General features: G+C 74.5%; 18 protein-coding genes. 7 read left to right on the top strand and 11 right to left on the bottom strand.

Going from position 1 to position 21,079, the window contains the following annotated elements:
• Positions 1 to 142 precede the first annotated feature (142 nt).
• Positions 143 to 1,438, top strand: coding sequence for an acyltransferase family protein (locus ACZ7JZ_RS30810; RefSeq protein ID WP_470945123.1), 1,296 nt, complete (start codon positions 143 to 145; stop codon positions 1,436 to 1,438).
• 109 nt (positions 1,439 to 1,547) lie between these two features.
• Here ACZ7JZ_RS30810 and ACZ7JZ_RS30805 read toward each other — a convergent pair whose 3' ends face one another.
• From ACZ7JZ_RS30805 to ACZ7JZ_RS30790, 4 genes are all read right to left on the bottom strand, one after another.
• On the bottom strand, positions 1,548 to 3,179 hold the full coding sequence (locus ACZ7JZ_RS30805; RefSeq protein WP_470945120.1) for an MFS transporter: 1,632 nt from the start codon (positions 3,177 to 3,179) through the stop codon (positions 1,548 to 1,550).
• Positions 3,180 to 3,196: 17 nt separating this feature from the next.
• On the bottom strand, positions 3,197 to 4,633 hold the full coding sequence (locus tag ACZ7JZ_RS30800; RefSeq protein ID WP_470945117.1) for an extracellular solute-binding protein: 1,437 nt from the start codon (positions 4,631 to 4,633) through the stop codon (positions 3,197 to 3,199).
• A gap of 215 nt (positions 4,634 to 4,848) precedes the next feature.
• Positions 4,849 to 5,190 carry a YciI family protein gene (locus ACZ7JZ_RS30795; protein WP_470945115.1) on the bottom strand — a complete coding sequence of 114 codons (342 nt, stop codon included), beginning with the start codon at positions 5,188 to 5,190 and terminating at the stop codon, positions 4,849 to 4,851.
• Between the two features lie 184 nt (positions 5,191 to 5,374).
• Positions 5,375 to 6,205, bottom strand: a complete 831-nt coding sequence (locus tag ACZ7JZ_RS30790; RefSeq protein ID WP_470945114.1) for an SAM-dependent methyltransferase — start codon at positions 6,203 to 6,205, stop codon at positions 5,375 to 5,377.
• Between the two features lie 282 nt (positions 6,206 to 6,487).
• Here ACZ7JZ_RS30790 and ACZ7JZ_RS30785 point away from each other — a divergent pair, with 282 nt between their 5' ends.
• Positions 6,488 to 7,285 (top strand): SDR family NAD(P)-dependent oxidoreductase, encoded by a 798-nt coding sequence (locus ACZ7JZ_RS30785; RefSeq protein ID WP_470945113.1) that lies wholly within the window; start codon positions 6,488 to 6,490, stop codon positions 7,283 to 7,285.
• A 176-nt stretch (positions 7,286 to 7,461) separates the two neighbouring features.
• Positions 7,462 to 8,940 carry a multicopper oxidase family protein gene (locus ACZ7JZ_RS30780; protein ID WP_470945111.1) on the top strand — a complete coding sequence of 493 codons (1,479 nt, stop codon included), beginning with the start codon at positions 7,462 to 7,464 and terminating at the stop codon, positions 8,938 to 8,940.
• Between the two features lie 65 nt (positions 8,941 to 9,005).
• Here the strand turns inward: ACZ7JZ_RS30780 and ACZ7JZ_RS30775 are convergent, their stop codons facing one another.
• From ACZ7JZ_RS30775 to ACZ7JZ_RS30760, 4 genes are all read right to left on the bottom strand, one after another.
• On the bottom strand, positions 9,006 to 9,938 hold the full coding sequence (locus ACZ7JZ_RS30775; protein WP_470945108.1) for an oxidoreductase: 933 nt from the start codon (positions 9,936 to 9,938) through the stop codon (positions 9,006 to 9,008).
• A gap of 10 nt (positions 9,939 to 9,948) precedes the next feature.
• Positions 9,949 to 10,512 (bottom strand): carboxymuconolactone decarboxylase family protein, encoded by a 564-nt coding sequence (locus tag ACZ7JZ_RS30770; protein WP_470945105.1) that lies wholly within the window; start codon positions 10,510 to 10,512, stop codon positions 9,949 to 9,951.
• Between the two features lie 58 nt (positions 10,513 to 10,570).
• A complete protein-coding gene (locus tag ACZ7JZ_RS30765) occupies positions 10,571 to 11,296 on the bottom strand; it encodes a thioesterase II family protein (protein ID WP_470945103.1) in 726 nt (241 codons plus the stop codon).
• A 387-nt stretch (positions 11,297 to 11,683) separates the two neighbouring features.
• Positions 11,684 to 12,274 (bottom strand): phosphopantetheine-binding protein, encoded by a 591-nt coding sequence (locus ACZ7JZ_RS30760; protein WP_470945100.1) that lies wholly within the window; start codon positions 12,272 to 12,274, stop codon positions 11,684 to 11,686.
• 344 nt (positions 12,275 to 12,618) lie between these two features.
• On the opposite strand from ACZ7JZ_RS30760, the gene ACZ7JZ_RS30755 reads away from it, so the two are divergent.
• Together ACZ7JZ_RS30755 and ACZ7JZ_RS30750 are read left to right on the top strand one after the other, a co-directional pair.
• Positions 12,619 to 13,848, top strand: a complete 1,230-nt coding sequence (locus tag ACZ7JZ_RS30755; protein WP_470945098.1) for a helix-turn-helix domain-containing protein — start codon at positions 12,619 to 12,621, stop codon at positions 13,846 to 13,848.
• Between the two features lie 220 nt (positions 13,849 to 14,068).
• A complete protein-coding gene (locus tag ACZ7JZ_RS30750; RefSeq protein WP_470945097.1) occupies positions 14,069 to 15,067 on the top strand; it encodes a proline dehydrogenase family protein in 999 nt (332 codons plus the stop codon).
• Between the two features lie 146 nt (positions 15,068 to 15,213).
• Here the strand turns inward: ACZ7JZ_RS30750 and ACZ7JZ_RS30745 are convergent, their stop codons facing one another.
• From ACZ7JZ_RS30745 to ACZ7JZ_RS30735, 3 genes are read right to left on the bottom strand one after another with little or no spacing between them, the layout of a single operon-like run.
• Positions 15,214 to 15,993 carry a 4'-phosphopantetheinyl transferase family protein gene (locus ACZ7JZ_RS30745; RefSeq protein WP_470945095.1) on the bottom strand — a complete coding sequence of 260 codons (780 nt, stop codon included), beginning with the start codon at positions 15,991 to 15,993 and terminating at the stop codon, positions 15,214 to 15,216.
• Positions 15,980 to 16,396 (bottom strand): hypothetical protein, encoded by a 417-nt coding sequence (locus ACZ7JZ_RS30740; protein WP_470945094.1) that lies wholly within the window; start codon positions 16,394 to 16,396, stop codon positions 15,980 to 15,982. Before ACZ7JZ_RS30740 ends, ACZ7JZ_RS30745 begins: the two co-directional genes overlap by 14 nt.
• A 9-nt stretch (positions 16,397 to 16,405) precedes the next feature.
• Entirely contained in the window at positions 16,406 to 17,965 is a 1,560-nt protein-coding gene (locus ACZ7JZ_RS30735) for an MFS transporter (protein ID WP_470945093.1), read from the bottom strand.
• 334 nt (positions 17,966 to 18,299) lie between these two features.
• On the opposite strand from ACZ7JZ_RS30735, the gene cmdF reads away from it, so the two are divergent.
• Both cmdF and ACZ7JZ_RS30725 read left to right on the top strand, forming a co-directional pair.
• A complete protein-coding gene (gene cmdF / locus ACZ7JZ_RS30730; RefSeq protein ID WP_470945092.1) occupies positions 18,300 to 19,784 on the top strand; it encodes a tyrosine 2,3-aminomutase in 1,485 nt (494 codons plus the stop codon).
• 56 nt (positions 19,785 to 19,840) lie between these two features.
• A complete protein-coding gene (locus tag ACZ7JZ_RS30725; protein ID WP_470945091.1) occupies positions 19,841 to 20,740 on the top strand; it encodes a hypothetical protein in 900 nt (299 codons plus the stop codon).
• The last annotated feature ends 339 nt before the right edge of the window (positions 20,741 to 21,079 follow it).

The raw sequence follows: 21,079 nt of genomic DNA, 5'->3' as shown, positions 1-21,079 counted from the left end.
GGAGATGAACCCCCGTAAAACCCCTGGGAATGCTGGACGGATCGTCCGCACACCGTCCTCAACCAAGGAGTCCCCCATGGGGATCAGGCACAGGGTGCGAAAAGTTCCCGGTAAGCCCGTACAGCTGAACACATTGACCGGAATGCGATCCATCGCCGCATTGCTGGTCTTCCTCACCCATGTCGTCCCGACGACCGATGTGTTCGCTTCCGACCGGGACTCGTCCGTCTACGCGGCGGTCTTCGGGAGGACCGGCTTCGCGTCGGTCTCGTTCTTCTTCGTCCTCAGCGGCTTCGTGCTGACCTGGGCGGCCCGGCCGGGGGACACCACGGCCGTGGTGTGGCGCCGGCGGCTGTTCAAGATCTTCCCGAACCACGTGGTGGTGCTGCTCGCGGGCCTGGCGGTGGTCACCCTGGTCTCGCACCAGGACGTGGACCCGCTGGACTTCGTCCTCAACCTGCTGCTCCTGCAGACCTGGACGGGCTCCGTGGACGCCTTCGTGGTGAACCTGGTCGCCTGGTCGCTCTCCTGTGAGCTGCTGCTCTACCTGGCGTTCCCGTTCCTCAAACGGCTCGTGGACCGGGTCCGCCCGGAGCGGCTGTGGGCCTGGGCGGGCGCGGTGACCGCCGCCGCCTTCCTGGCGGCCCTGGGCGCGGTGCTGTGGCTGCCGGCCGCGCCGCGGATCCCGGCGCCCTCCGTGACCGTCAACGAGCTGTGGTTCCTGACCATGTTCCCGCCGCTGCGGATCCTGGACTTCCTGCTCGGGATGCTGCTGGCCCGGGCCGTGCTGGCGGGCCGCGGGCCGCGGCTGGGGCTGGGCGGGGCCCTGGCGCTGGCCCTGGGCGCGTACCTGGCGGCGCCGCTGCTGCCCGCGGCCTTCCACCTGACGGCCGTGATGCTGCTGCCGCTGGGGCTGGTCATCGCCGCGGGCGCCGGGCTGGACGTCCGGGGCCGGCACACCTGGCTCGCGGCCCGGCCCGCGGTCCGGCTGGGCGAGCTGTCCTTCGCCTTCTACGTCTGCCACTACCTGGTGCTCGACTACGGGCACCAGTGGCTCACCGGGGACCGGCAGCTGGCCACCCTGCCGGCACTCGGGCTGGTCGCGGTGCTGCTGGCACTGACCCTGCTCCCGGCCTGGCTGCTGTTCCGGTACGTGGAGACGCCGGTGATGCTGCGCTTCGGCTCGGCGTCCCGGTCGGCTGCCCGGCGCCGGCAGCGGACCCAGGCGCCCGCAGCCGCAGCCGCTCAGGCTCCCGCAGCCGCCCCCGTGCCCGCCCGGGCTCCCGCCCCCGCCCCCGAGGCCGCTCGGGCTCCCGCAGCGGCCCCCGGGCCCGCCCGGGCCCCCGCCCCCGCCCGGCCCTTCATCCCGGCCCAGCGGGGCGCACCGGCGGCGGCGCAGGCCCCCCTACCGGCTCCCCCGCACCCGCCGGCGCGCTGAGCCCCGGCACGCGCGCCCACAATGACGTGCACCCACGACGGGAAGTTCCACGTCGTGGGTGCACGGGTCGTTCGGGGTGCCGCCGGCCCGGTGGGCCGGCGGGCCCGGGTCAGCGGACCGAGGCCGCCCCCTGCGGGGCCTGCTCGGACGGCGCCGACTGCTCGGCCCCGGCCGCCTGCGCGGCCGGCTGCTCGCCCTCCGGCTCGGGAGCGGCGGGGGCGCCGATCGGCGGGACGTGCTTGAGCCGTACGGCGACCAGGACGGCCACGACGGCCAGCAGGGCGGAGCAGAAGGCGGCCATCACGTGCACGCCGCTGGTGAAGGCCTCCTGGGCGGGGGCCAGCAGCGCGGAGCCGACGTCCGCGGGCAGCTGCTCGGCGGCGACGGTGGCGCCGGCGAGGCTGTCCTTGGCGGTCTCGGCCGCGTCGGCCGGGACGTTCGCCGGGATGTTGCCCTCGATCTGGCCGCGGTAGATGGCCGTGCCCAGGGTGCCGAGCACCGCGATGCCCAGCGTGGAGCCGAACTCGTTGGCCATCTGGGCCAGGGAGCCGGCGGAGCCCGCCTTCTCCGGCGGCGCGGACATGACCACCAGGTTGGTGCCGAGGCCCGGCATCGGCGCGGCGGCGAAGGCGATCACGGCGAAGCCGAGGATCAGCAGGGCGCTGCCGGTGCCGGCCTCGAACTGCGTGTAGGAGGCGAGGACCAGGGCCGAGACCGCGAGTCCGGCGGCGATCACGTACGCCGGGCGGTACTTGGCGGCGAGCTTGGGCGCCACCGTGAAGCCGAGGGCGCCGCCGATCATGCCGGGGACCATGGCCAGACCCGCCTGGAGGGTGGACATGCCCTGCACGAGCTGGAAGTACAGCATCATGAAGAGCATGACGGCGCCGCCCTGGGCGCTGTAGGACAGCTGCCCGAAGAGGGTGGTGCCGATGGTCTTGTTGGCGAAGAGGCTGACGTCCAGCAGCGGGTCGTCGAGCTTCTTCTGGCGGCTGACGAAACCGAAGCCGCTGGCCACGCCGAGGACGATGGCGAGGATCGGGACGACCTCCCAGCCGTGACGGGCCAGCTCCTTGATGCCGTAGACGACCGGCAGCATGGTGGCCAGCGTCAGGACGACGCTCGCCGGGTCCAGCCGGCCCGGCTGGCCGTTCTTGTACTCGGGCAGGTACTTCGGGCCGAGCACCAGCGCCGCCAGCATGAGCGGGACGCCGAGCAGGAACACCGAGCCCCACCACCAGGTGCCCAGCATCGCGCCGCCGATGACGGGGCCGAAGACCGCACCCATGGTGAAGGTGGCGCCCCACAGGCCGAAGGCCTTGGCCATGTCCTTGGGGTCCTGGAAGAGGGTGGTGATCAGCGCCAGGGTGGACGGGCCGAGCGTCGCGCCGGCGATGCCGAGCAGGGCGCGGGCGCCGATCAGCATCTCGGGGGTGGTCGAGTAGGCGCACAGCACCGAGGCGAGGGTGAAGGCCGCGGCGCCGATCAGGAGCAGCTTGCGGCGGCCGATGCGGTCGCCGAGGGTGCCCATGGTCACCAGGAATCCCGCGAGCAGGAATCCGTAGATGTCCATGGTCCACAGCTGCTGGTTGCTGTCGGCGCCGAGCTCCGACGCCAGGTCGGGCAGGGCGAGCATCAGGACGAACAGGTCGATGGCCACAACGAAGGTGGGCAGCAGCAGCGCTACGAGCCCGATCCACGCCTTCCGGCCGGCCTTCGCCGGTGCTTCCTCAGTGGACACGTCTGCTCCTTTCGGTTCTATCGGTTGAGCCGGACGACGTTTTCGAGGTCGGCTGCGCTGTAGTCGCGGCCCGCCATGGCCTCGGCGAACAGCTCCACCCGGAGGGCCTCCGGGTTGGTGGGGCCCTTGCCTGCCGCGCAGTCCGCTTCGTAGGCATCGAGCAGTTGCTGGGCCTCGACGGTGGCCTGCGCGAAGCGCTCGGCCGGGTCGGCCCCGTTCAGGACGTCGCCCATGGCGCGGGTCATGACGTCCTGGTTGCCCGCGAAGTCGCCGAAGAGGGCACCGCGGGTGGGGGGCACGGCCCCGGCCAGCTCCGGGTGGGCCTCGACGACCTTCGGCGGGTAGTTCGTGATGTGGTCGTAGGCGACGCGGTGGTGCGGGTACTCCTCGAACCAGCCCTCCTCCTCGAGCAGGGCCTGCGCCGCGTACGTGACCGGGATGAAGCTGTTGGCCTTGTGCCGGTCGGCGGTGTTGCGGGGGTTGTGGAGCCACTGGAGGAAGGCGAGGGCGCCGTCCTCGGTGGCCTTGTCCAGGTTGTTGGCCAGCCAGATCGAGGTGCCCGCGACCGCGTTGCCGCCGTAGGGGACCTTGTCGTTGTACGGGAAGATGCCCATCTCGATCTCGAAGCCGTTGTCCTTGGCGGCCTGGACCATGTAGTTCACGTCGTTCGACGAGGAGATGCGGAAGGCGGCCTCGCCCTCGGCGAAGGCGCGCAGGGTGCCGGCCCAGTCCGGGATCTTCCCGGTCCACAGGTAGTGGCCGTCGCGGTGCAGCCCGCGCCACCACTCGGCCCAGGCGAGCATCTGCGGGGAGTGCAGGTCGACCGTGGCGGCCCGGCCGGCGCGTCCGTTGTCCTTGTCCACCAGCAGCCCGCCCTGGCAGGCCAGGGCCTGCTGGAAGAAGGTGCCGTGGTTGGACCAGGTGATGGCGTGCGCGGGGCCGTCCTGGAGGGCGGCGACCTTCTCGCAGGCGGCGGTCACCTCGTCCCAGGTCTCCGGGAGTTCGGTGATGCCCGCGCGGCGCAGCAGGCCCACGTTGGCGTAGATCAGGCTCGTGGTGCCCACGGAGGGCATGGAGGTGAGCTCGCCGTCGTTGGTGTAGTACTCGCGCAGCGGGGCGATGATGTCGTCGAGCACCACCGGCTCGCCGAGTATCTCGGTCCGGCCCGCGACGGCCCGCTCCACGGAGGTGAACAGCGGGCTGCCGTCCAGGGCCCGGGCGTCCCGCGCCGCCTCGCCGACGTAGAAGTAGTACTCCGCGAGGGCCGGGACACGGCCCTGTGCGGCTGCTTCGGAGACCTTGCCGGGGAAAGTCCAGAAGTCCTGGCCCTCGATGTTGATCCGGTATTCGGGGTGGCTCTTCTCGAATTCGCGGCCGAATGCGTGCCACCGGTCCATCCACCCCGGGAAAGTGAGATCGGGGACCCAGACGTCGATGACGATTCGCTCTACCATTCGATCTCCTCAAGCTTGTCGGGGCGCGGTGTCACCACGTCGGCGATGCTGACGCGCCGCCCCGGGGGCGGCATCTCCTCCCGTGCGGAATCCGCGGATCCAGGGAACTACCGGGAACTTCCGGAAGTCCTGGGACCCGGGCCCCCGGGAGGAGCGCCGCCGCCCCCGGCAGCCGGCCGGCACCGGCCGGGTGCGGCCGGCTGCGCCGGGTCAGCTCACGCGGCCTCCTCGGCGAACAGCGGGCGCACCTCCACGCCGCCGCCGGGCTTGTGCGGGACGGCCTTGGCGATCTCCAGGGCGGTCTCGATGTCCTTGGCCTCCAGGACGAAGAAGCCCCCGACGACCTCCTTGGCGTCGAGGAAGGTGCCCGGGGTGACGGCGCCGTCGCGGACCGTGCGGGCCTCGGTGCTCGCCAGGCAGGCCTGGGCGGTGACGATCTCGCCGCCGAGCTCCGTCAGGCGGGCGCCGAAGCGCTCGTTGGCCTCGTGCTCCTCGGGGCTGTAGTCGTTGGGGTCCGCGGGGGCCGGGGAGTAGAGGAAAATGCCGAACTGAGCCATGAAGACTCTCCTTACGTTCACATGAGGAATCCGTACACCCGCGACAGAAAGGCGGAATTCCGCACTCCGCGAGCATCTCCACCAGGCTGGCACCCCGGAGCCGGTGCTGTCTTCTTCGAGATTGCTCGATGGCATGGCTGTCGGCCCCGGCGCGCTGCGCGCCGGGGCCGACAGGGACGACCGGCTAGCCGCGGGGCTTTCTCGCCGACACCACGACATAGCCGATCTGGTCCTTGCGGGGCGCGAAGAATCCGCGGTGCAGCCGGGAGAATTCAGTCACCTGTTCCTCTCCGAACTTTCCTGCGACTTCGTCCCGCATGCCCATGGCCGTTTCCAGGTACTTCCCCTTCATTCCGAACACGCGCGCGCCGCACTGGGTGTACTCCTCGACCTCGAAGCCGGCCGCGCGCACGTGCCCGAGCCATTCGGCGAGGGTGGGCAGCACGGGCAGCTTGAGGGTGGTCATGAAGGTCTCGACCCGCTTGGGGTCCCGGTCGGACTCCAGGCTGAAGTCGGAGAAGGAGATCCGGCCGCCGGGGCGCAGCACCCGGTACAGCTCGCGGAGCACCTGTCCGAGGTCCGGGGCGTTCTGGAGGGACTCCAGGGCCAGTACGGCGTCGAAGGCGCCGTCGGCGAAGGGCAGTCCCATGTAGTCGCCGTACGCGAACTCCACGCGGTCGGCGAGGCCGGCGGCCGCGGCCCGGGCGCGGGCCACGCCGAGTTCGTACTCGCTGACGGTGACCCCGGTGACCTCGGCGCCGAACTGCCCGGCCACGTACACGGCGGTCTCGCCGGGGCCGCAGCCGGCGTCGAGGAGCCGCTCGCCGGGGCGCAGCCCGAGGGTGTCGGTGACCTTGCGGGTGATGCGGTGGACGGCCTCGGGCAGGGTGGCCGGGTCCTCGCGGTCGTACCAGTACCACATGTGCAGCTGGCCGTCGCGGAGTTCGTCGCTGATGGGCGCACGCTCGTCGTAGTGCCTGCCGATGTCGGCCGGGCCGGCCAGCAAATCATCCATGCCCCCATGATTCGGTCACTGCGGCCGCCCGCACATCTCTGCGATTGCTCAGCTGCCCCCGCTTCGGACCCCCACGGCCCGCCGTGACCCTTGGGGCACAGCATCACGGGAGATGCGCGGCCCTGCGGGCGCTGGGCACATTGAGAAGCGTGAAACCGTGAAATATGGGGCTGAACGGTCAATATCTCCAATCTCAACTGCCATTCACTGACGTTCAGCACCTCAAGCCCTTATGTCCCCCCAATTCGTGACGACCGCCGGTGCGCGGGCGCTGGAGGAAACATGCAGCTTGAGAACAAGACCGCCGTGATCTACGGGGCGGGCGGGGCCATCGGCAGCGCCATGGCCCTGGCGTTCGCCCGCGAGGGCGCCCACGTACGGATCGTCGGCCGGACCCGCGAGACGGTCGAGGCGGTCGCCGCCGCCGTCACCGCCGCCGGCGGCTCCGCCGGGGCCGACGTGGTCGACGTCCTGGACGAGCAGGCGGTCGACAAGCACCTGCGGTCCGTCGCGGCCCGTACCGGCGGCATCGACGTGTCCTTCAACCTGGTCTCCCACGGGGACGTCCACGGGGTGCCCCTCATCGATATCGAGGCCGCCGACTTCGTCCGCCCCGTCGAGACCGCCGTACTCGCCAACTTCCACACCATGCGGGCGGCCGCCCGGCTGATGGCCGAGCAGGGCTCCGGGGTGGTGCTCTCCTTCACCTCCCCGCCGGCCAAGATGGTCGGCCCGCTGATGGGCGGCACCTCGGTGGCGGAGGCCGCCGTGGAGACCCTCACCCGCAACCTGGCCGCCGAGGTGGGCGTCCACGGCGTACGGGTGCTCGGACTGCGCTCCGAAGGGCTCCCGGAGGCCTGGGCGGTGGACTGGCACACCAACGTCTTCGACTCCCCGGTCGAGGCCACCGAGGGGCTGGACCCCGACGGCCACGCCCAGGTGCTGGCGGACCGGACCATGATCGGGCGGACGCCCACCCTCGCCGAGGCGACCGCGGTCGCGGTGTTCCTCGCCTCCCCGGCAGCGGGCGCCCTGACCGGCTCGATCACCAATATGACCTGCGGTTCCGTGCCCGACTGAGCCCCTGTTCCCCGTGCGCACGCCCTGGTGCGGCCACCTCCGTCGCACCAGGTACCGATTCGGTTCCCCGATCGAGCAATTTCGAAGAGGACCGGACAGTTCTGCGCTGACATGCTCGGCCGGGCGGCCGCGGGACGGCAGCCCCTGACCATGCGCACGCACTGATTGGGGAACAGATGCTGGACAGACGACGCCTGCTGGCCATAGGCGCGGGCGCGGCCGTGGCGGGTGGCGCGACCGCCCTGATAGCCGGCCGCGAACCGGCCGCGACGGCCCACCACGCCCCGAATCGTCTCGGCCACCACGCCCTCGCGAAGAACGCGAGAATGAGCACGGTGGCCGCAGCCACCCCCTTCTCCGTGCGGATGCCGGTCCCCCCGGTGCTCTCGCCCTTCCGGCGCACCCCCGACGCCGACCACTTCCGGCTGGACATCAGGGCCGCCGACCTGGACGTGCTGCCCGGCCTGCGCACCCCGGGGATCACCTACAACGGCGGATTCGTCGCCCCCACCATCCGCGCCCGCTCCGGCCGTACGGCCAAGGTGACCTTCACCAACAAGCTCGGCATCGGCGCCAACGTCCACCTGCACGGCGCGCACGTCCCCCCGAGCAGCGACGGCTACCCGACCGACCTGATCGCCCCGGGCGCCAGCCGCACCTACGTCTACCCGAACGACCAGCCGGGCTCGACCCTCTGGTACCACGACCACACCCACCACATGGAGGCCGAGCACGTCTACCGCGGCGCCGCCGGCTTCTACCTGCTGGGCGGCCCCGACGAATACGCGCTCGGGCTTCCCACGGGGGCGTACGACATCCCGATCGTGATCCGGGACGCGCACTTCGACGAGGCCGGCGCCCTGATCCTGGACCCCTCGGCCCCGGAGGCCCGCTCCACCCTCCTCGCCAACGGCAAGCCCGTGCCGTACTTCCCGGTGAAGCGTCGCAAGTACCGCCTCCGCTTCCTGAACGGCTCCGTCCACCGCATCTTCAAGCTGGACCTCGGCGGCGAGGAGATGGTCCAGATCGGCTCCGACGGCGGACTGCTGCCCGAGCCGCTGCGCCGCACCGAGCTGCTGATCGCCCCGGCCGAGCGGGTCGAGGTCGTCGTCGACTTCTCCCGGCACGCCGCCGGCACCCGGCTGGTGCTGGCCGAGCCGCACGGCCCCGTGATGCGCTTCGACGTCACCGGCGGCCCGGTGCCCGACGGCAGCCGCGTCCCGAGCCGGCTGCGCCCCCTGCCGCGGCTGGGCAGCCCGGTGCGGACCCGCAAGTTCAAGCTCGCGGTGGCGCCCTCCAAGCTGGCGTACGCGATCAACGACCTGGAATGGGACGCGAACCGGGTGGACGCGGTCATCCCGGAGGGCTCCACGGAGATCTGGGAGCTGTACAACGCCGACTCCTACGACTCCGAGTTCGGCGGCATCGACCACACCTTCCACCTGCACATGGTGCAGTTCCGGGTGCTGGACCGGGACGGGAAGCCGCCGCTGCCCGGCGAGCACGCCCTCAAGGACACGGTGCTGGTCCGCCCCGGCGAGACCGTCCGCATCCAGGCCACCTTCAAGGGCTTCGCGGGCCGCTACCCGTACCACTGCCACATGCAGGAGCACAACGTGGCCGGGATGATGGCCCAGATGGAGATCGTCACCTGAGTCCCCCGCCGGACCTACGACTGCGGGCCGTCCGGAAGGACGGCCCGCAGTCGTATCCCCTTGCTTCAGAACGCGTAGTGCACGCCGGTCAGGCGCTCCGACTCCGTCCACAGCCGCGCCCGGTCGCCCGGGTCGAGGGCCGGCCGGGCGGGCCGCACCGGCCCCGGGTAGCCGCGGGTCTCCGTGATGCCGACCGGGCCGTGGTACTCGCCGCCGCGCACCCCCGGATCGGTGGCGGCGCGCAGGGCGGGCAGCATGCCCATGGCGGGGGTCTGGAGGAACAGCGGCCCGAGCAGCGGCCCCAGCGAGCGCACGGCGGCCGGCAGCTCCCGGCCGAGGCCGGTGTCGGCGAGGCCGGGGTGGGCGGCCAGGGAGAGGGTCCGGTGCCCCGACTCCTCCAGGCGGTACTGGAGTTCGAGGGCGAACATGAGGTTGGCGAGCTTGGAGCGGTTGTAGGCGGTGTAGCGGTTGTAGCGGCCGCCGCCGGCCGCGCCGGGCGAGGCGGGTCCGCCGCCGAGGTGCCCGAAGCGGTGCAGGTAGCTGCTGACGGTCACCACCCGGGAGCCGGGGGTCTGCACCAGCCGGTCCAGGAGCAGCCCGGTCAGGGCGAAGTGGCCCAGGTGGTTGGTGGCGAACTGCAGCTCGTGCCCGTCGGCGCTGCGGGCCTCCGGGGTCCACATCACCCCGGCGTTGTTGACCAGCAGGTCGATGCGGGGGAAGCGGTCGCCCAGCTCCTTGGCCGCGGATCGCACGGAGGCCAGGTCCGCGAGGTCCAGGCGCTGTACGGTCAGCCCGGCCTCCGGGACGGCGGCCCTGATCCGGGCCGCGGCCACCGCCGCCTTGATCTCGTCGCGGACGGCGAGCACGACGTGGGCCCCGCGCTGGGCGAGGGCCCGGGCCAGTTCGAGTCCGAGCCCGGAGCTGGCCCCGGTGACCACGGCGGTACGGCCGTGCTGGTCCGGGGCGTCCGCCGCGGTCCAGCGGGTCCGGTTGCCCATCGCCGGCCGCCTAGCCGGCCGCGGCCAGGTGGCGGGCGCGGCCGTGGCCGTACCCGTGCGCCGCGACGCGCTGCGCGGCCCGGGCGTAGTGGCCGGGGTCCGCGGGGAGTTCGGTCGCGAGGCAGTTGACGTACCGGTTGTACATGCAGAAGGCGGCCGCGATCAGGACCGTGTCGTGCAGGTCGGTGTCGTCGGCGCCCGCGGCGCGCGCGGCGGCCACGCTCTCGTCGGCGACCGGGCGGGCGGCCGCCTGGACCTCGGCGGCGATCCGCAGCAGCGCCCGCATCCTCGGGCCCACCGGCGCGCCCTCGGGATCGGCGAGCACCGAGGCCACGAACTCCTCGCCGCCGTCGAGCTGGGCGGCCGCGAAGGCGCTGTGCGAGGCGGCGCAGAAGGTGGTGGCGTTGAGGTGGGAGACGTAGGCCGCGATCAGCTCGCGCTCGCCGGGGCTCAGGGAGGACGGGGCGTGCAGCAGGGCGTTCGCGAGGCCGTTGAGGGGCTCCGCGGTGTCCGAGCGCTGGGCCAGGAGGCCGCTGATGCCGGGCAGGTCGTTGTCGATCCCGATGTGCGGCATGTGCGCGAGGGTCCTTTCGGCGGTGGGCTGAGTGGTCTCCCCGAGCCCGCTCGGGCCCTCAGGGGCGGGGCAGGAGCTCCTGCACCAGCTCGAAGGGCGGCTGTGCGGTCAGGTAGAAGTGGTCGCCCTTGACGGTGTGGGCGCGGTACGTGCCCCGGGTCAGCTCGGCCCAGCCGTCTGCGGCCTCGGCCCCGACCACCGGGTCGTCGGCTCCGACGAGGGTGGTGATGGGGCAGTTCAGCGGGGGTCCGGGCCGGTAGACGTAGCGGCCGGCCATCCGGAAGTCCGCGTTGACGTACGGGAAGACGAGCTTGAGCAGGACGGGTTCGGCCAGGAGTTCCGCGGCGGTGCCGCCCAGGTGGGCCAGGGTGGCGGCGAACTCCGACTCGTCGAGGCCGCCGGTGTCCGGGTCGGGCTCGGTGCGCGTCTGCGGGGCGGGGGCCGCCGAGGCGAAGAGGTGGCCGACGGCGACTCCGTCCCGTTCCAGCAGCCGGGCCGTCTCGAAGGCGGTCCAGGCTCCCATGCTGTGCCCGAAGAGGGCGAGGGGGCGGTCCGCCAGGGGGCGGACGGCCTCCGCGATCCGGCGGGCCAGCTCGCACAGATCGGTGGCGCAGGGCTCGGAGGCGCGCTCGGCGCGTCCGGGGTAGCGCACGGCGTGCACCTCGGCGTCGGGGAATCCGTCGGCCCAGCGGGCGAAGAAGGCTGCCACTCCGCCCGCGTGCGGGAAACAGATCAGACGCTGGGCCGCCTGGGGGCGGACCGCGGTGCACTGGAGCCAGGTCATGGGATCAGGGCCACTGGATCGGGTCGTCGGAGGCGGTGACCACGGACGTGCGGGCCTGGAGGGCGGTTGTCATGTCGGCTCCTCGGTCGTTCTCTCTATTCCGGCAGTGAGGACGCTAGCGAAGCCCGGGCCCTCTTGGCAAACACTTGCCAGACTTTGGCAACTTGCCAGGGTGGAGCGGAAAAGTGCTGGCCAAAGGCGCAGGTCAGAGGGGGTGCGCCGGGGCTGCGGCCGAGGGTGCGGCGGGGTACCCGGAGAGGAGCCCGGCGAGAAGCCCCGGGAGGCGGCCGGGGAGGACAGCGGGGGCGGCGGGACGCCGAAGGCCCCGTCCTGGAGGCAGGACGGGGCCTTCGGGCAAGAGTCGGCGGGCGGGGGGCGGGGGGCGGGTCAGGCCGCACGCCCCCGGAGGGTCTTCGTCAGCCGCGGGGCGGCCGTCAGGAAGCCGCTCACGAGCTTCACCTGGCCGCCGAGGGTGGGTACGGCGAGCATGTCGTGCACGGGCACGGTGGCGCCGAACTCCCGCCCGATGCGCCGCACCAGACGGGTCATCAGCAGCGAGTCCCCGCCCAGGGCGAAGAAGTCGGAGCGGTCCGTCAGCCGGCCCGGACCGCCGAGCAGCTCGGCCCACTCCCCGGTGAGGAACTCCCGCACGCTGCGCACACCGCCCCGCGCCCGGGCCCGGGCGCGCAGGCCGTGCACCAGGTCGACCTGGTCGCCCAGGTTGCGCCGGGACATGTCGTGGAGGGGCACGGTGATCCCGTACTCCTTGGCGATCCGGCGCACGAGCCGGGTCATCAGCAGGGAGTCCCCGCCGCGGGCGAAGAAGTCGGAGTGCTCGGTGAGGTTCGAGCAGCCGAGCAGTTCCTCCCAGGACCTGAGCATGAACTCCCGGATGTCCGCGGCCTCGTCGGCCGGGCTCGCGGGGCGGTGTGCCGGCGTGCCGGTGACGGCGATGACGGCAGAGCGGTCACGGGTCATTTACGCCACTCCTGTGGGCATCGTCGGCGAACAGAGGGGTCTCGGCGGTACGGCGGTGAACGACGAGGTGCGACGGTGCGCGGAGGCATGTGGACCTCGTGTTGCCAAGCAGCGTACGACAATCAGGCCAACTTGGCAACGACTTGCCAACGTTGGACGCAGCCGGACTTGCCTAGAATCGCTACACCTTTGGTCGAGTCATCCCGGCCCACCTTGCCGTTTTCCTTGCTAACCTGCACGGTTCGCGGATACGATCTGGCATAACAGAAGCGAATCATGTGACACGGCAGCGGCAAGACGGTGCCCGGAACCTTCGCAGTCCAATCCACCGTTGGGGCAGACACGTGCTGGAGCAGCCATCTTTCGGTCGTCGGCTGAAGCAGCTGAGGACCGAGCGGGGCCTTTCGCAGGCCGCCCTCGCCGGCGACGGAATGTCGACCGGCTACCTGTCGCGCCTGGAGTCGGGCGCCCGCCAGCCGACGGACCGCGCCGTGGCGCACCTGGCCGGCCGGCTCGGGATCAGCCCGGCCGAGTTCGAGGAGTCGAAGGCCACGTCGCTGGCGCAGAGCCTGTCCCTGGCCACCTCCCTCGACTCGGACGAGACCAGCGAGCTGCTGGCGCAGGCGCTGGAGTCCTCGCACGGCCAGGACCCGATGCTGCGCTGGCAGGCCCTGTGGCTGCTGGCCCAGTGGAAGCGGCGGCACGGCGAGCAGGAGGCCGAGCGCGGCTACCTCGACGAACTGGCCCGGGTCAGCGAGGAGATCGGGCTGGCGGAGCTGCGCTGCCGCGCCCTGACCCAGCTCGCCCGCTCCCTGCGCAACTCGGGCGAGATCCTGCCCGCCGTGGACGCCGCGACGACGGCGCACCGGCTCGCGGCGGACGGCGGCCTGTCGACGCACGACACGGCGGGCGCCCTGCTGGTGCTGGTCTCGGTGGAGGCCGAGGCCGGCCGGCTGCCCGACGCCCGCCGGCACACGGACGAGCTGACCCGGCTGGTCGAGGGCCGTACGGACGCGATGTGGGCCGAGTCCCTGTGGACCGCGGGCGCGCTGCTGGTGCGCCAGGGCGAGTTCGCCGCCGCGCAGGAGGTGCTGCAGCGGGCCCTGGAGGGCTTCGACAGCCGGGAGAACCTCACCCTGTGGCTGCGGCTGCGGGTGGCCATGGCCGAGCTGCACCTGCAGAAGTTCCCGCCGGAGCCGGACGCGGCGCAGCGGTGCATCGAGGCCGCCGAGGCCGGGCTGCCGTTCGCCCGTACGCCCGCGCTGGAGCAGGCCCTGACGGCCCTGCGGGCCCGGCTGGCCTTCCACGAGGGCCGGCTGCACGACTCCCGGGCCCTGCTGGACCGGCTGGCCCGCTCCGAGCTGCGCCTGCCCTTCCAGACGCAGGTGCGCCTGGAGGTGCTGGAGAGCCAGCTGCAGATCCTGTCGGGCGAGGAGGACGAGGGCCTGGCGGGGCTCCAGCGGCTGGCCGTGAAGGCCCAGGAGACCTCGAACATAGACCTGGCCGCGGAGATCTGGCGGCTGGCGGCGGAGTGCCTGATGAAGGCCCGCGGAAAGGCGCGCAGCGAGGCCTGAGGGCCCGTTCCGCGGCCCGGGCGGTACATGCGGCGGCGGGCGCCCGGTCCCAGGACCGGGCGCCCGCCGCCGCGTGCGTTGCAGCCGTCCCGGTATTGTGACAACATGTTGCCCAAGCTTGGCAATACACCCGCTCCAAATCGGCTAGCACGCTCCGCTCAGGGGGTGGACAGGCATGGCAGGAACGGACTTGAGCAGGGATTTTAGACTTGGCAAGCAATTGCCACACTTTCTTGCCAAGGAGACCGGCGAGGCGCCCTCCCACCGGGCCCTCCTGGAAGCCGCCGCCGAGGGGCTGCGCAAGCTGGCCTCGGACGTGCGCTGCCGGGCCGCCTTCGGCGCGCCCGGCTCGGCGCTGCACGACGTCCTGTCCCCCGCGGCCCGCCGCTACGTGCTCGCGCCCGACCGCACCGGGTTCCTCGCGGAGATCGGCGCCCTGCGCGCCAAGGGCTACCGGATCACGGCCGAGTTCACCGCGGGCGACCAGGACGCCGACGGCCCCGCTCAGGCCGAGCGGACCGTCCGGGAGTACCTGGCCCTGCTCGCCCACGAGTCCGCGCCCGACCGGCTCGGCTTCGACCTCTCGCACGTGGGCCTCGCGGTCTCGCGCCCGCTCGCGGTCGCGAACACCGCCCGGATCGCGGCCGCCGCGGCCGGGCGCGGCAGCGAGGTCGTCCTCGGCATGGACCGCTCCCCCGCCGTGGACGGCGCGCTCTCCGTCCACGCCGAGCTCGCGGACCGCTTCCCCAACCTCGGCCTGACCCTCCAGGCGCACCTGCACCGCACCGAGCGCGACGTCCTCGCCGTGGCCCGCCCCGGCCGCCGGATCCGCCTGGTCAAGGGCGCCTTCCCCGAGCCGGAGCACCTGGCGCTCGGCCGCGGCCCGGCCCTCGACGACCGCTACCTGGGCCTGGCCGCCCTGCTGGTCGACCGCGGGGTCCGGCTCAGCCTCGCCACCCAGGACCCGGTGGTCCTCGCCGCCGCCGAGGACAGCGGACTGCTCTCCCGCGTCGGCGACATCGAGATGCTGTACGGGGTCCAGCCCGAGCTGCTGCGCCACCACCGGGACGCGGGCCGGCCCTGCCGCATCTACGCGACGTACGGCACCAACTGGTGGCTGCACCTGCTCCAGCGGCTCACCGAGCACCCCCCGATGGTGCTCAGCGCCCTCGCCGACATCGGCTCGGGCCGCACGACCACCGGCGACTCCGCGTACTGACCGCCCGACACCCGCAGCGCCGCGCGTACGGGAAGGGGGCCGGCCCCGGGAGTTCCGGGGCCGGCCCCCTTCGCCGTACGCGCGGCCTTAAATGCGGCCGTACACACGGCTGTACGGGCGGCCGTACGGGCTGCTGTACGCCCGCCTCAGCGCGGCAGCCGGACGGCCACCGCGGCCGCGTAGCCCGCCGGGACGGACACGTCCACGACCGACCAGCCGCGCGGTCCCGCCGGGGCGGCCGGGCCCGTGCCGAGGTAGTCGAAGGCGGGGTTGCGGGCCAGCCCGGTCCCCAGCCCCTTCAGGTAGGCCTCCTTGCGCACCCAGGCCCGCGCGAAGGCCTGCGGGCGCTCCGGTGCGGGGCAGGCGGCGAGCTCCGCCTCCTCGCGCGGGTGCAGGACCCCGCAGACCTCCTCGGCCGCCTCGGCGGAGCCCGTCGCCTGGACGTCGGCCCCCACCGGGGTGGTGGCGAACGCGAGCAGCGCGAGGTCCCCGCTGTGCGACAGCGAGAAGTGCAGGCCCGTACCCGGATCGGCCGGGGCGGGGCGGCCGTGCGGCTCCCCGCAGCAGGGGCAGGGCTCCCGGCGGAAGCGGACCCGCTCCGGGGCCTGCCCCAGGTGCGCGCCCACCAGCACCCGCAGGGCCACGTGCGCGGTCAGGTAGCAGCGCCGGTCGGCCGCCCGGCGCAGCATCCGCGCCCGGGCCCGCTCGGGCTCGTCGAGGACCCGCCGGGCCAGCTCCTCCACCGCCCCCGGCTCCCGGGCCGCGTCGGCCAGCCACACCTGCGCCGTTCCGGCGGAGGGCAGGCCGGGCGGCCCGTACCCGCCCGAGAACCGCAGCAACCGGGGCAGCCGCGGCCCTGCCCCCGGCCTTGAGCCGGCCGCGCCGGAACCGCCGAGCACAGCCTGCGCCAGCTCAGCGCGCGGCATGGTCTTCGGCCGCCGCGGAGACGAAGGCGCAGGCGTCCAGCGCGGCCTCGTAGCCGGCCCGCGCCGAGCAGCCCTCCCCCGCCGGGCCGGCCGCGGCGCCCGCCAGCTCCTCCAGGACCGCCACCAGGTCGGCGAGCAGGGCCGCGAAGCGTCCGCCGTTCTGCTGGACGAGGGTCAGGTGCCCCTCCCACAGCGCCTCGCGCACCGCGTCGGCGCCCGGCAGCCCGCCGCCCGCCGCCGCGGTGGCGAGCAGGAGGGAGATCCGCCGCTCCAGCGCGGTGGGCGCCCAGGCCCCGGACCGCGCGTCCCGCTCCAGCCCGCCGAGCTGCCCGCGCAGCCGCACCACCGCGGCCGAGTGGGGGCGCGCCTGCGGACGCGCCTGCTGCGCTGAGGGGTTCGGCATGGTGACTCCTCACGGGAGGGGGTCGGTTGCGGACCGCCGGTCGGCGGCACGGGCGGCGCGGTCCTCGGCGCGTACGGCGGCCACGAGCAGGCCCGCGCACCCGAGGGTCGCGGCCGCGGCCGCGACGGACACCCACAGGGCGGGCACGTAGTGCAGCGGGCCGCCGTCCACGGCGGGGTAGAGGAAGAGCCCGCTGACGGCCACCCCGGCCGCGGCGCCGAGCTGCTGCGCGGCGGTGAACACCCCGGCCCCGGCGCCCGCGTGGGCGACGGGCACCCGGTCCAGCACGATGCCCGCGACCAGCGGCACGGTCGTGCCGTTGCCGAAGCCGAAGACGACCAGGCACAGCAGCAGCGGTGCCAGCACCGCGCCGCCCTCCAGGGAGGCGACGCACCACAGCGCCCCGGCCAGGCCCGCCGTGGTGCACAGGCCCGCTGCGACCAGGGTGCCCGGTCCGAAGCGGGCCCGCAGCCCGAGGCCGAGCCGGGCGCCGGCCGCGATGCCCACGGCGACCGGCGTGAAGGCCGCCCCGGCCGCGGCCGGGCCGAGCCCGGCCCCGTCCTGGAGGTAGAGGCCCAGCAGCAGGAAGAAGGGCAGGGTGGCCAGGTACAGGGCGAAGTTGAGCAGGACGCCCAGGACGAAGGCCCGTACCCGGAACAGCCGCACCGGCAGCAGGGCCGTGCGCCCCCTGCGGTCCCGGACGGCCTGCTGCACCGCGAAGACCCCGGTGGTCAGCAGCCCGGCCGCGAACAGGGCCGCGGAGGTCGGCAGCAGCGGCAGCTCGCGTACGGCGGCCAGCGGGAGCAGCAGCAGCGTGAAGCCGAGGGCGCTGAGGGCCACGCCCGTGCCGTCGAGGTCGCGCACCGCCCCGTCCGGCCGGTCCGCGGGCACCGCCCGCCCGGTCAGCAGGTACGCGGCCAGGCACAGCGGGGCCCCGAGGAGGAAGACGGGCCGCCAGCCCGAACCCCACAGGTCCCAGGCGGGCACGGCGCCGCCCAGCAGCTGGCCGGAGACCATGCCCAGGCTCATGGCGACCCCGTACCAGGCCAGCGCCTTGGGGCGGTCCTGCTCGGGGAAGCGGATCCGGATCAGGGCGAGGACCTGCGGCAGCATCACGGCCGCGGCCGCGCCCTGGGCGAGCCGGGCGGCGATCAGGGCGGCGGCGGACCCGGCGAGCCCGCAGGCCAGCGAGGTGGCGCCGAAGAGCAGCAGGCCGGCCCGGTAGGCGCGGCGGCGGCCGGCGAGGTCGCCGATCCGGCCGCCGGTGATCAGGCACAGCCCGTACACCAGGCCGTACCCGGCGGCCACGGCCTGGAACTCGAAGGCGGACAGGCCGAGGTCGCGGTCGATGGCGGCCGCGGAGAGGTTGATGCAGAAGGCGTCGAAGACGGACAGGAAGGGGCCCAGGAGCAGCAGCCACAGGGTCCGCCAGCGGCGGGCGTCGGGCGGGGGCGCGCCGGACGGGGCCGGGGCGGCCGGGGCGGAGGACGGCCGCGGGGAGGCGCTCGGCCGCGGGGAGGCGGCCGGTGCCGTCTTCCGGTCCCTGGTGTGGACGAGCTCCCCGGCCATGTCCGGCGGATCCTCTCGGAGTTCGGATGTCCCGGATCCATCCAAGGGACGAAGTCCCGGCGGCGGCACCGCAACCTGCCCAAGTGTCCCGGCGGGCTGCCGCGCGGACCGCATTCAGGCAGGTCCGGCGGCGGCCGGGGGCCGCGGCGGAGTCCGATTCGCCGGGCGCCGGAGTCCGTTTCGCGGGGCCGCGGGGCGCTGCGCGGGGCCGGTCAGCTGCGCACGGGAGGAGACGCGGCCTTCCGGGTGCCGCTTCCAGAATGTCTGTTCCGGCGGCAGTCCGGCCCGGCGCGGGGACAGCGGCGCGGGGACAGCGACGCAGGGAGTGGGGACGTTGTCAGTTTTCGAGACGGGGATCGCGGCCGTCGTCGTCGACGGCGAGAACCTGACCCTCGAAGCGGTGCGCGCCGTCGCCGAGGAGGGCGCCCGGGTGGCGCTCACCGACGGCGTGGTGTCCCGGGCCGCCCGGAGCCGGCAGATCCTGCTCGACCTGGTCGGCGCGGTCCCGCCCGGCGCGTCCGGGGAGCAGGCGGCGCTGGTGCGCAGCCACAGCGCGGGGATGGGTCCGCTGCTGGGCGAGGACGAGGTGCGGGCCGTGGTGACCGCCCGCCTCAACTCGCTGGCCAAGGGGTACTCGGGGGTGCGTCCGGAGGTCCTGGCCCGGCTGGCCCGCTACCTCAACCACGGGATCACCCCGGCCGTCCCGGAGATCGGCTCGCTCGGAGCCGCCGGGGACGTCGTACCGCTCGCGCACATCGCGGCCACCCTGATCGGCGAGGGGCTCGTGCTGCGGGACGGCAGGCGGGTCGAGACGGCGAAGGTGCTGGCCGGACTGGGTGTGGAGCCGCTGCGGCTGGGCGTCGGCGAGGGCCGGGCGCTGCTCGGGGGCACGGCGGGGATGACGGGGCTGGGCGCGCTGGTGGTGGGCCGGGCCCTGGACCAGGTCCGGCAGGCCGAGATCGCCGCGGCGCTGGCGACGGAGGCGGTGGGCGGCACGACCGGGCCCTTCCTGGCGGCGGGGCACGACCTGGCCCGCCCGCACCTGGGGCAGATCGACTCGGCGGCCAACCTGCGGGCGCTGCTGCGCGGCGGTGCGGGGGCGGCGGCGGCCTTCGGGCAGGCGGTGCAGGACCCGCTGCGGGACCCGGCCCCGGAGGTGCAGCGGGCGGCTTCGCTGCGGGCGGTGCCGCAGGTGCTGGGGGCCGTCCGGCACACCCTGTACCAGGCGGTGGGGACCCTGGAGACGGAGCTCAACTCGGCCGGGGACGACCCGCTGTACTTCGAGGACCGGCTGGTCTTCCACGGGGCGAACGGGCACGGCCAGCCGGTGGCGTTCGCGCTGGACTTCACGGCGGTCGCGCTGGTGCAGCTGGGGGCGCTGGCCGAACGCCACGTGCACCGGCTGCTGGAGCCGGGCGGCCACGGCTTCGCGGGGGTGCGGGGCCCGGTGGCGGCCCTGGTCGCGGAGAACCGCACGATCGGCCCGGCCAGCACCCAGAGCGTGCCGGCGGCGGGCGGGGACGGTCCCGACCTCGCCGGTCCGGGGCTGGTCGCGGCCCGCGGGGCCCGCCGGGTGCTGGAGAACAACAACCGCGTCCTGGCGGTGGAGTTCCTCGCGGCGGCCCGGGTGGTGGACGTCTCGCGGCGGTACGAGGAGCTGGGCCCGGCGGGCCGGGCGGCGTACGAGGCGGTGCGCTCGCTGGTGCCGCCGGGCGCGGACCGGACGCTGTCCGAGGACCTGGAGCTGATGACCGCGGCGCTGTCCCGGGGCGAACTGCTCCGGGCGGTAGGCCGGTACGGGGGTGCGGCCCTGCGCTGACCCCGGCCGCCCGGCCGGACGTACGGCTTTCACCGATCCCGGCAAGGGAGGCTGACATGGCTGACACGGCACACCTGCCCGACACTCTGCACACGGACGCCCAGGACACCCCGCGCTCCCCGTCCGACCCGCCCGCGCCCCGCGGGGCGACCGCTGCGGACTCCGCGAACGCCACGGCGCTCCCGCCCCGTACGGCCCCTCCGGCCCACGCGGCAGCCACGGCACCCCCGCAGCGGCCGACCCGTCCCCCGGCCACCACCCCGGCACACCCGCACCGGCTGACGCCCACCCCCGCCGACACGGCCCGCCCACCCCGGGCAACCGGCCCGGACCGGAGCGCGGACCCGCGACGGCCGGCGTACTCCCCCGCCGGTACGGCGCACCCGCTCCCTGCGGCCGGACCGGGCCGCGCGGCGGCGTCCGGCCCGGCGGGTTCCCACGGCTCCCGGCACGGTGCCGGTGCGGCGCAGGCGCCTTCCGGGCCCGCGGCCGGGGCGGTGCTGTCCGCAGCTGCGGCCGCTTCCACCGCGTACACGGCCTCCGCCGCCCAGGGGGCGGCCACCGCGCTGGTGCGGATGCTGATGCAGCAGGGGGTGTTCGGGCTGGGCCTGGACGAGGGGCCGCCTCCCGGGCCGCCCGCCCCGGCGGCCGCGGCCGCGGTCCCGCCCGCCGACCCGGCCCCGGCCCCGCTCCTGTCCACCTCCCCCTACGCGGAGGCGTACGCGGCTCTGGAAGCGGAGGAGGCCGCGGCGGCCGGAACCCCCTGGGACCGGGCGACCGCGGCCGTCGCGCGGGCCGAGACCCGCCGCACCTCCGCCGCGGCCGCCGGTCCGCCCGCCGAGGTCCCGGCCCTGCCGAGCCTGCGCCTGGTCGGGGAGATCATGCGCCGCGCGGCCCGGGCCCCCGCCGGGGACCCGGAGCCCCACGGCCTGTCCCTCCTCAAAGACGCGGGCTGACCGTGCCCGCCCACCACGGCGTCCGCGCGCCGACCCGCCACCCCGCGCCCACCGCAGCCGGTACGGCCGACCGCCCCGGCCGACCGCTCCCCGCGGCCCCGGAAGCGGCGCCCGCCACCGCCCCGTCCCCCGGCCCGCCCACCGGACCGGCACCCGGGCCCGGCATCGCGAACTCCCCGAACTCCCCGAGCTCCCCGAATCCGTGCCACCCCGCCCGCCGCCGTTCCCCGACCCGGACCCGGACCCCCCGCCCCCCGCGGCCCGCAGGGGCCGTGGGCGGGCCGCCCGGGCGGCCACGGGGGCCCGGGCGGCCCGGCAGACCCAGCAGGCCGGGCGGAC

The organism is Streptomyces sp. NPDC038213 (assembly GCF_055600495.1).
This window is presented reverse-complemented; position numbering and strand designations above follow the sequence as displayed.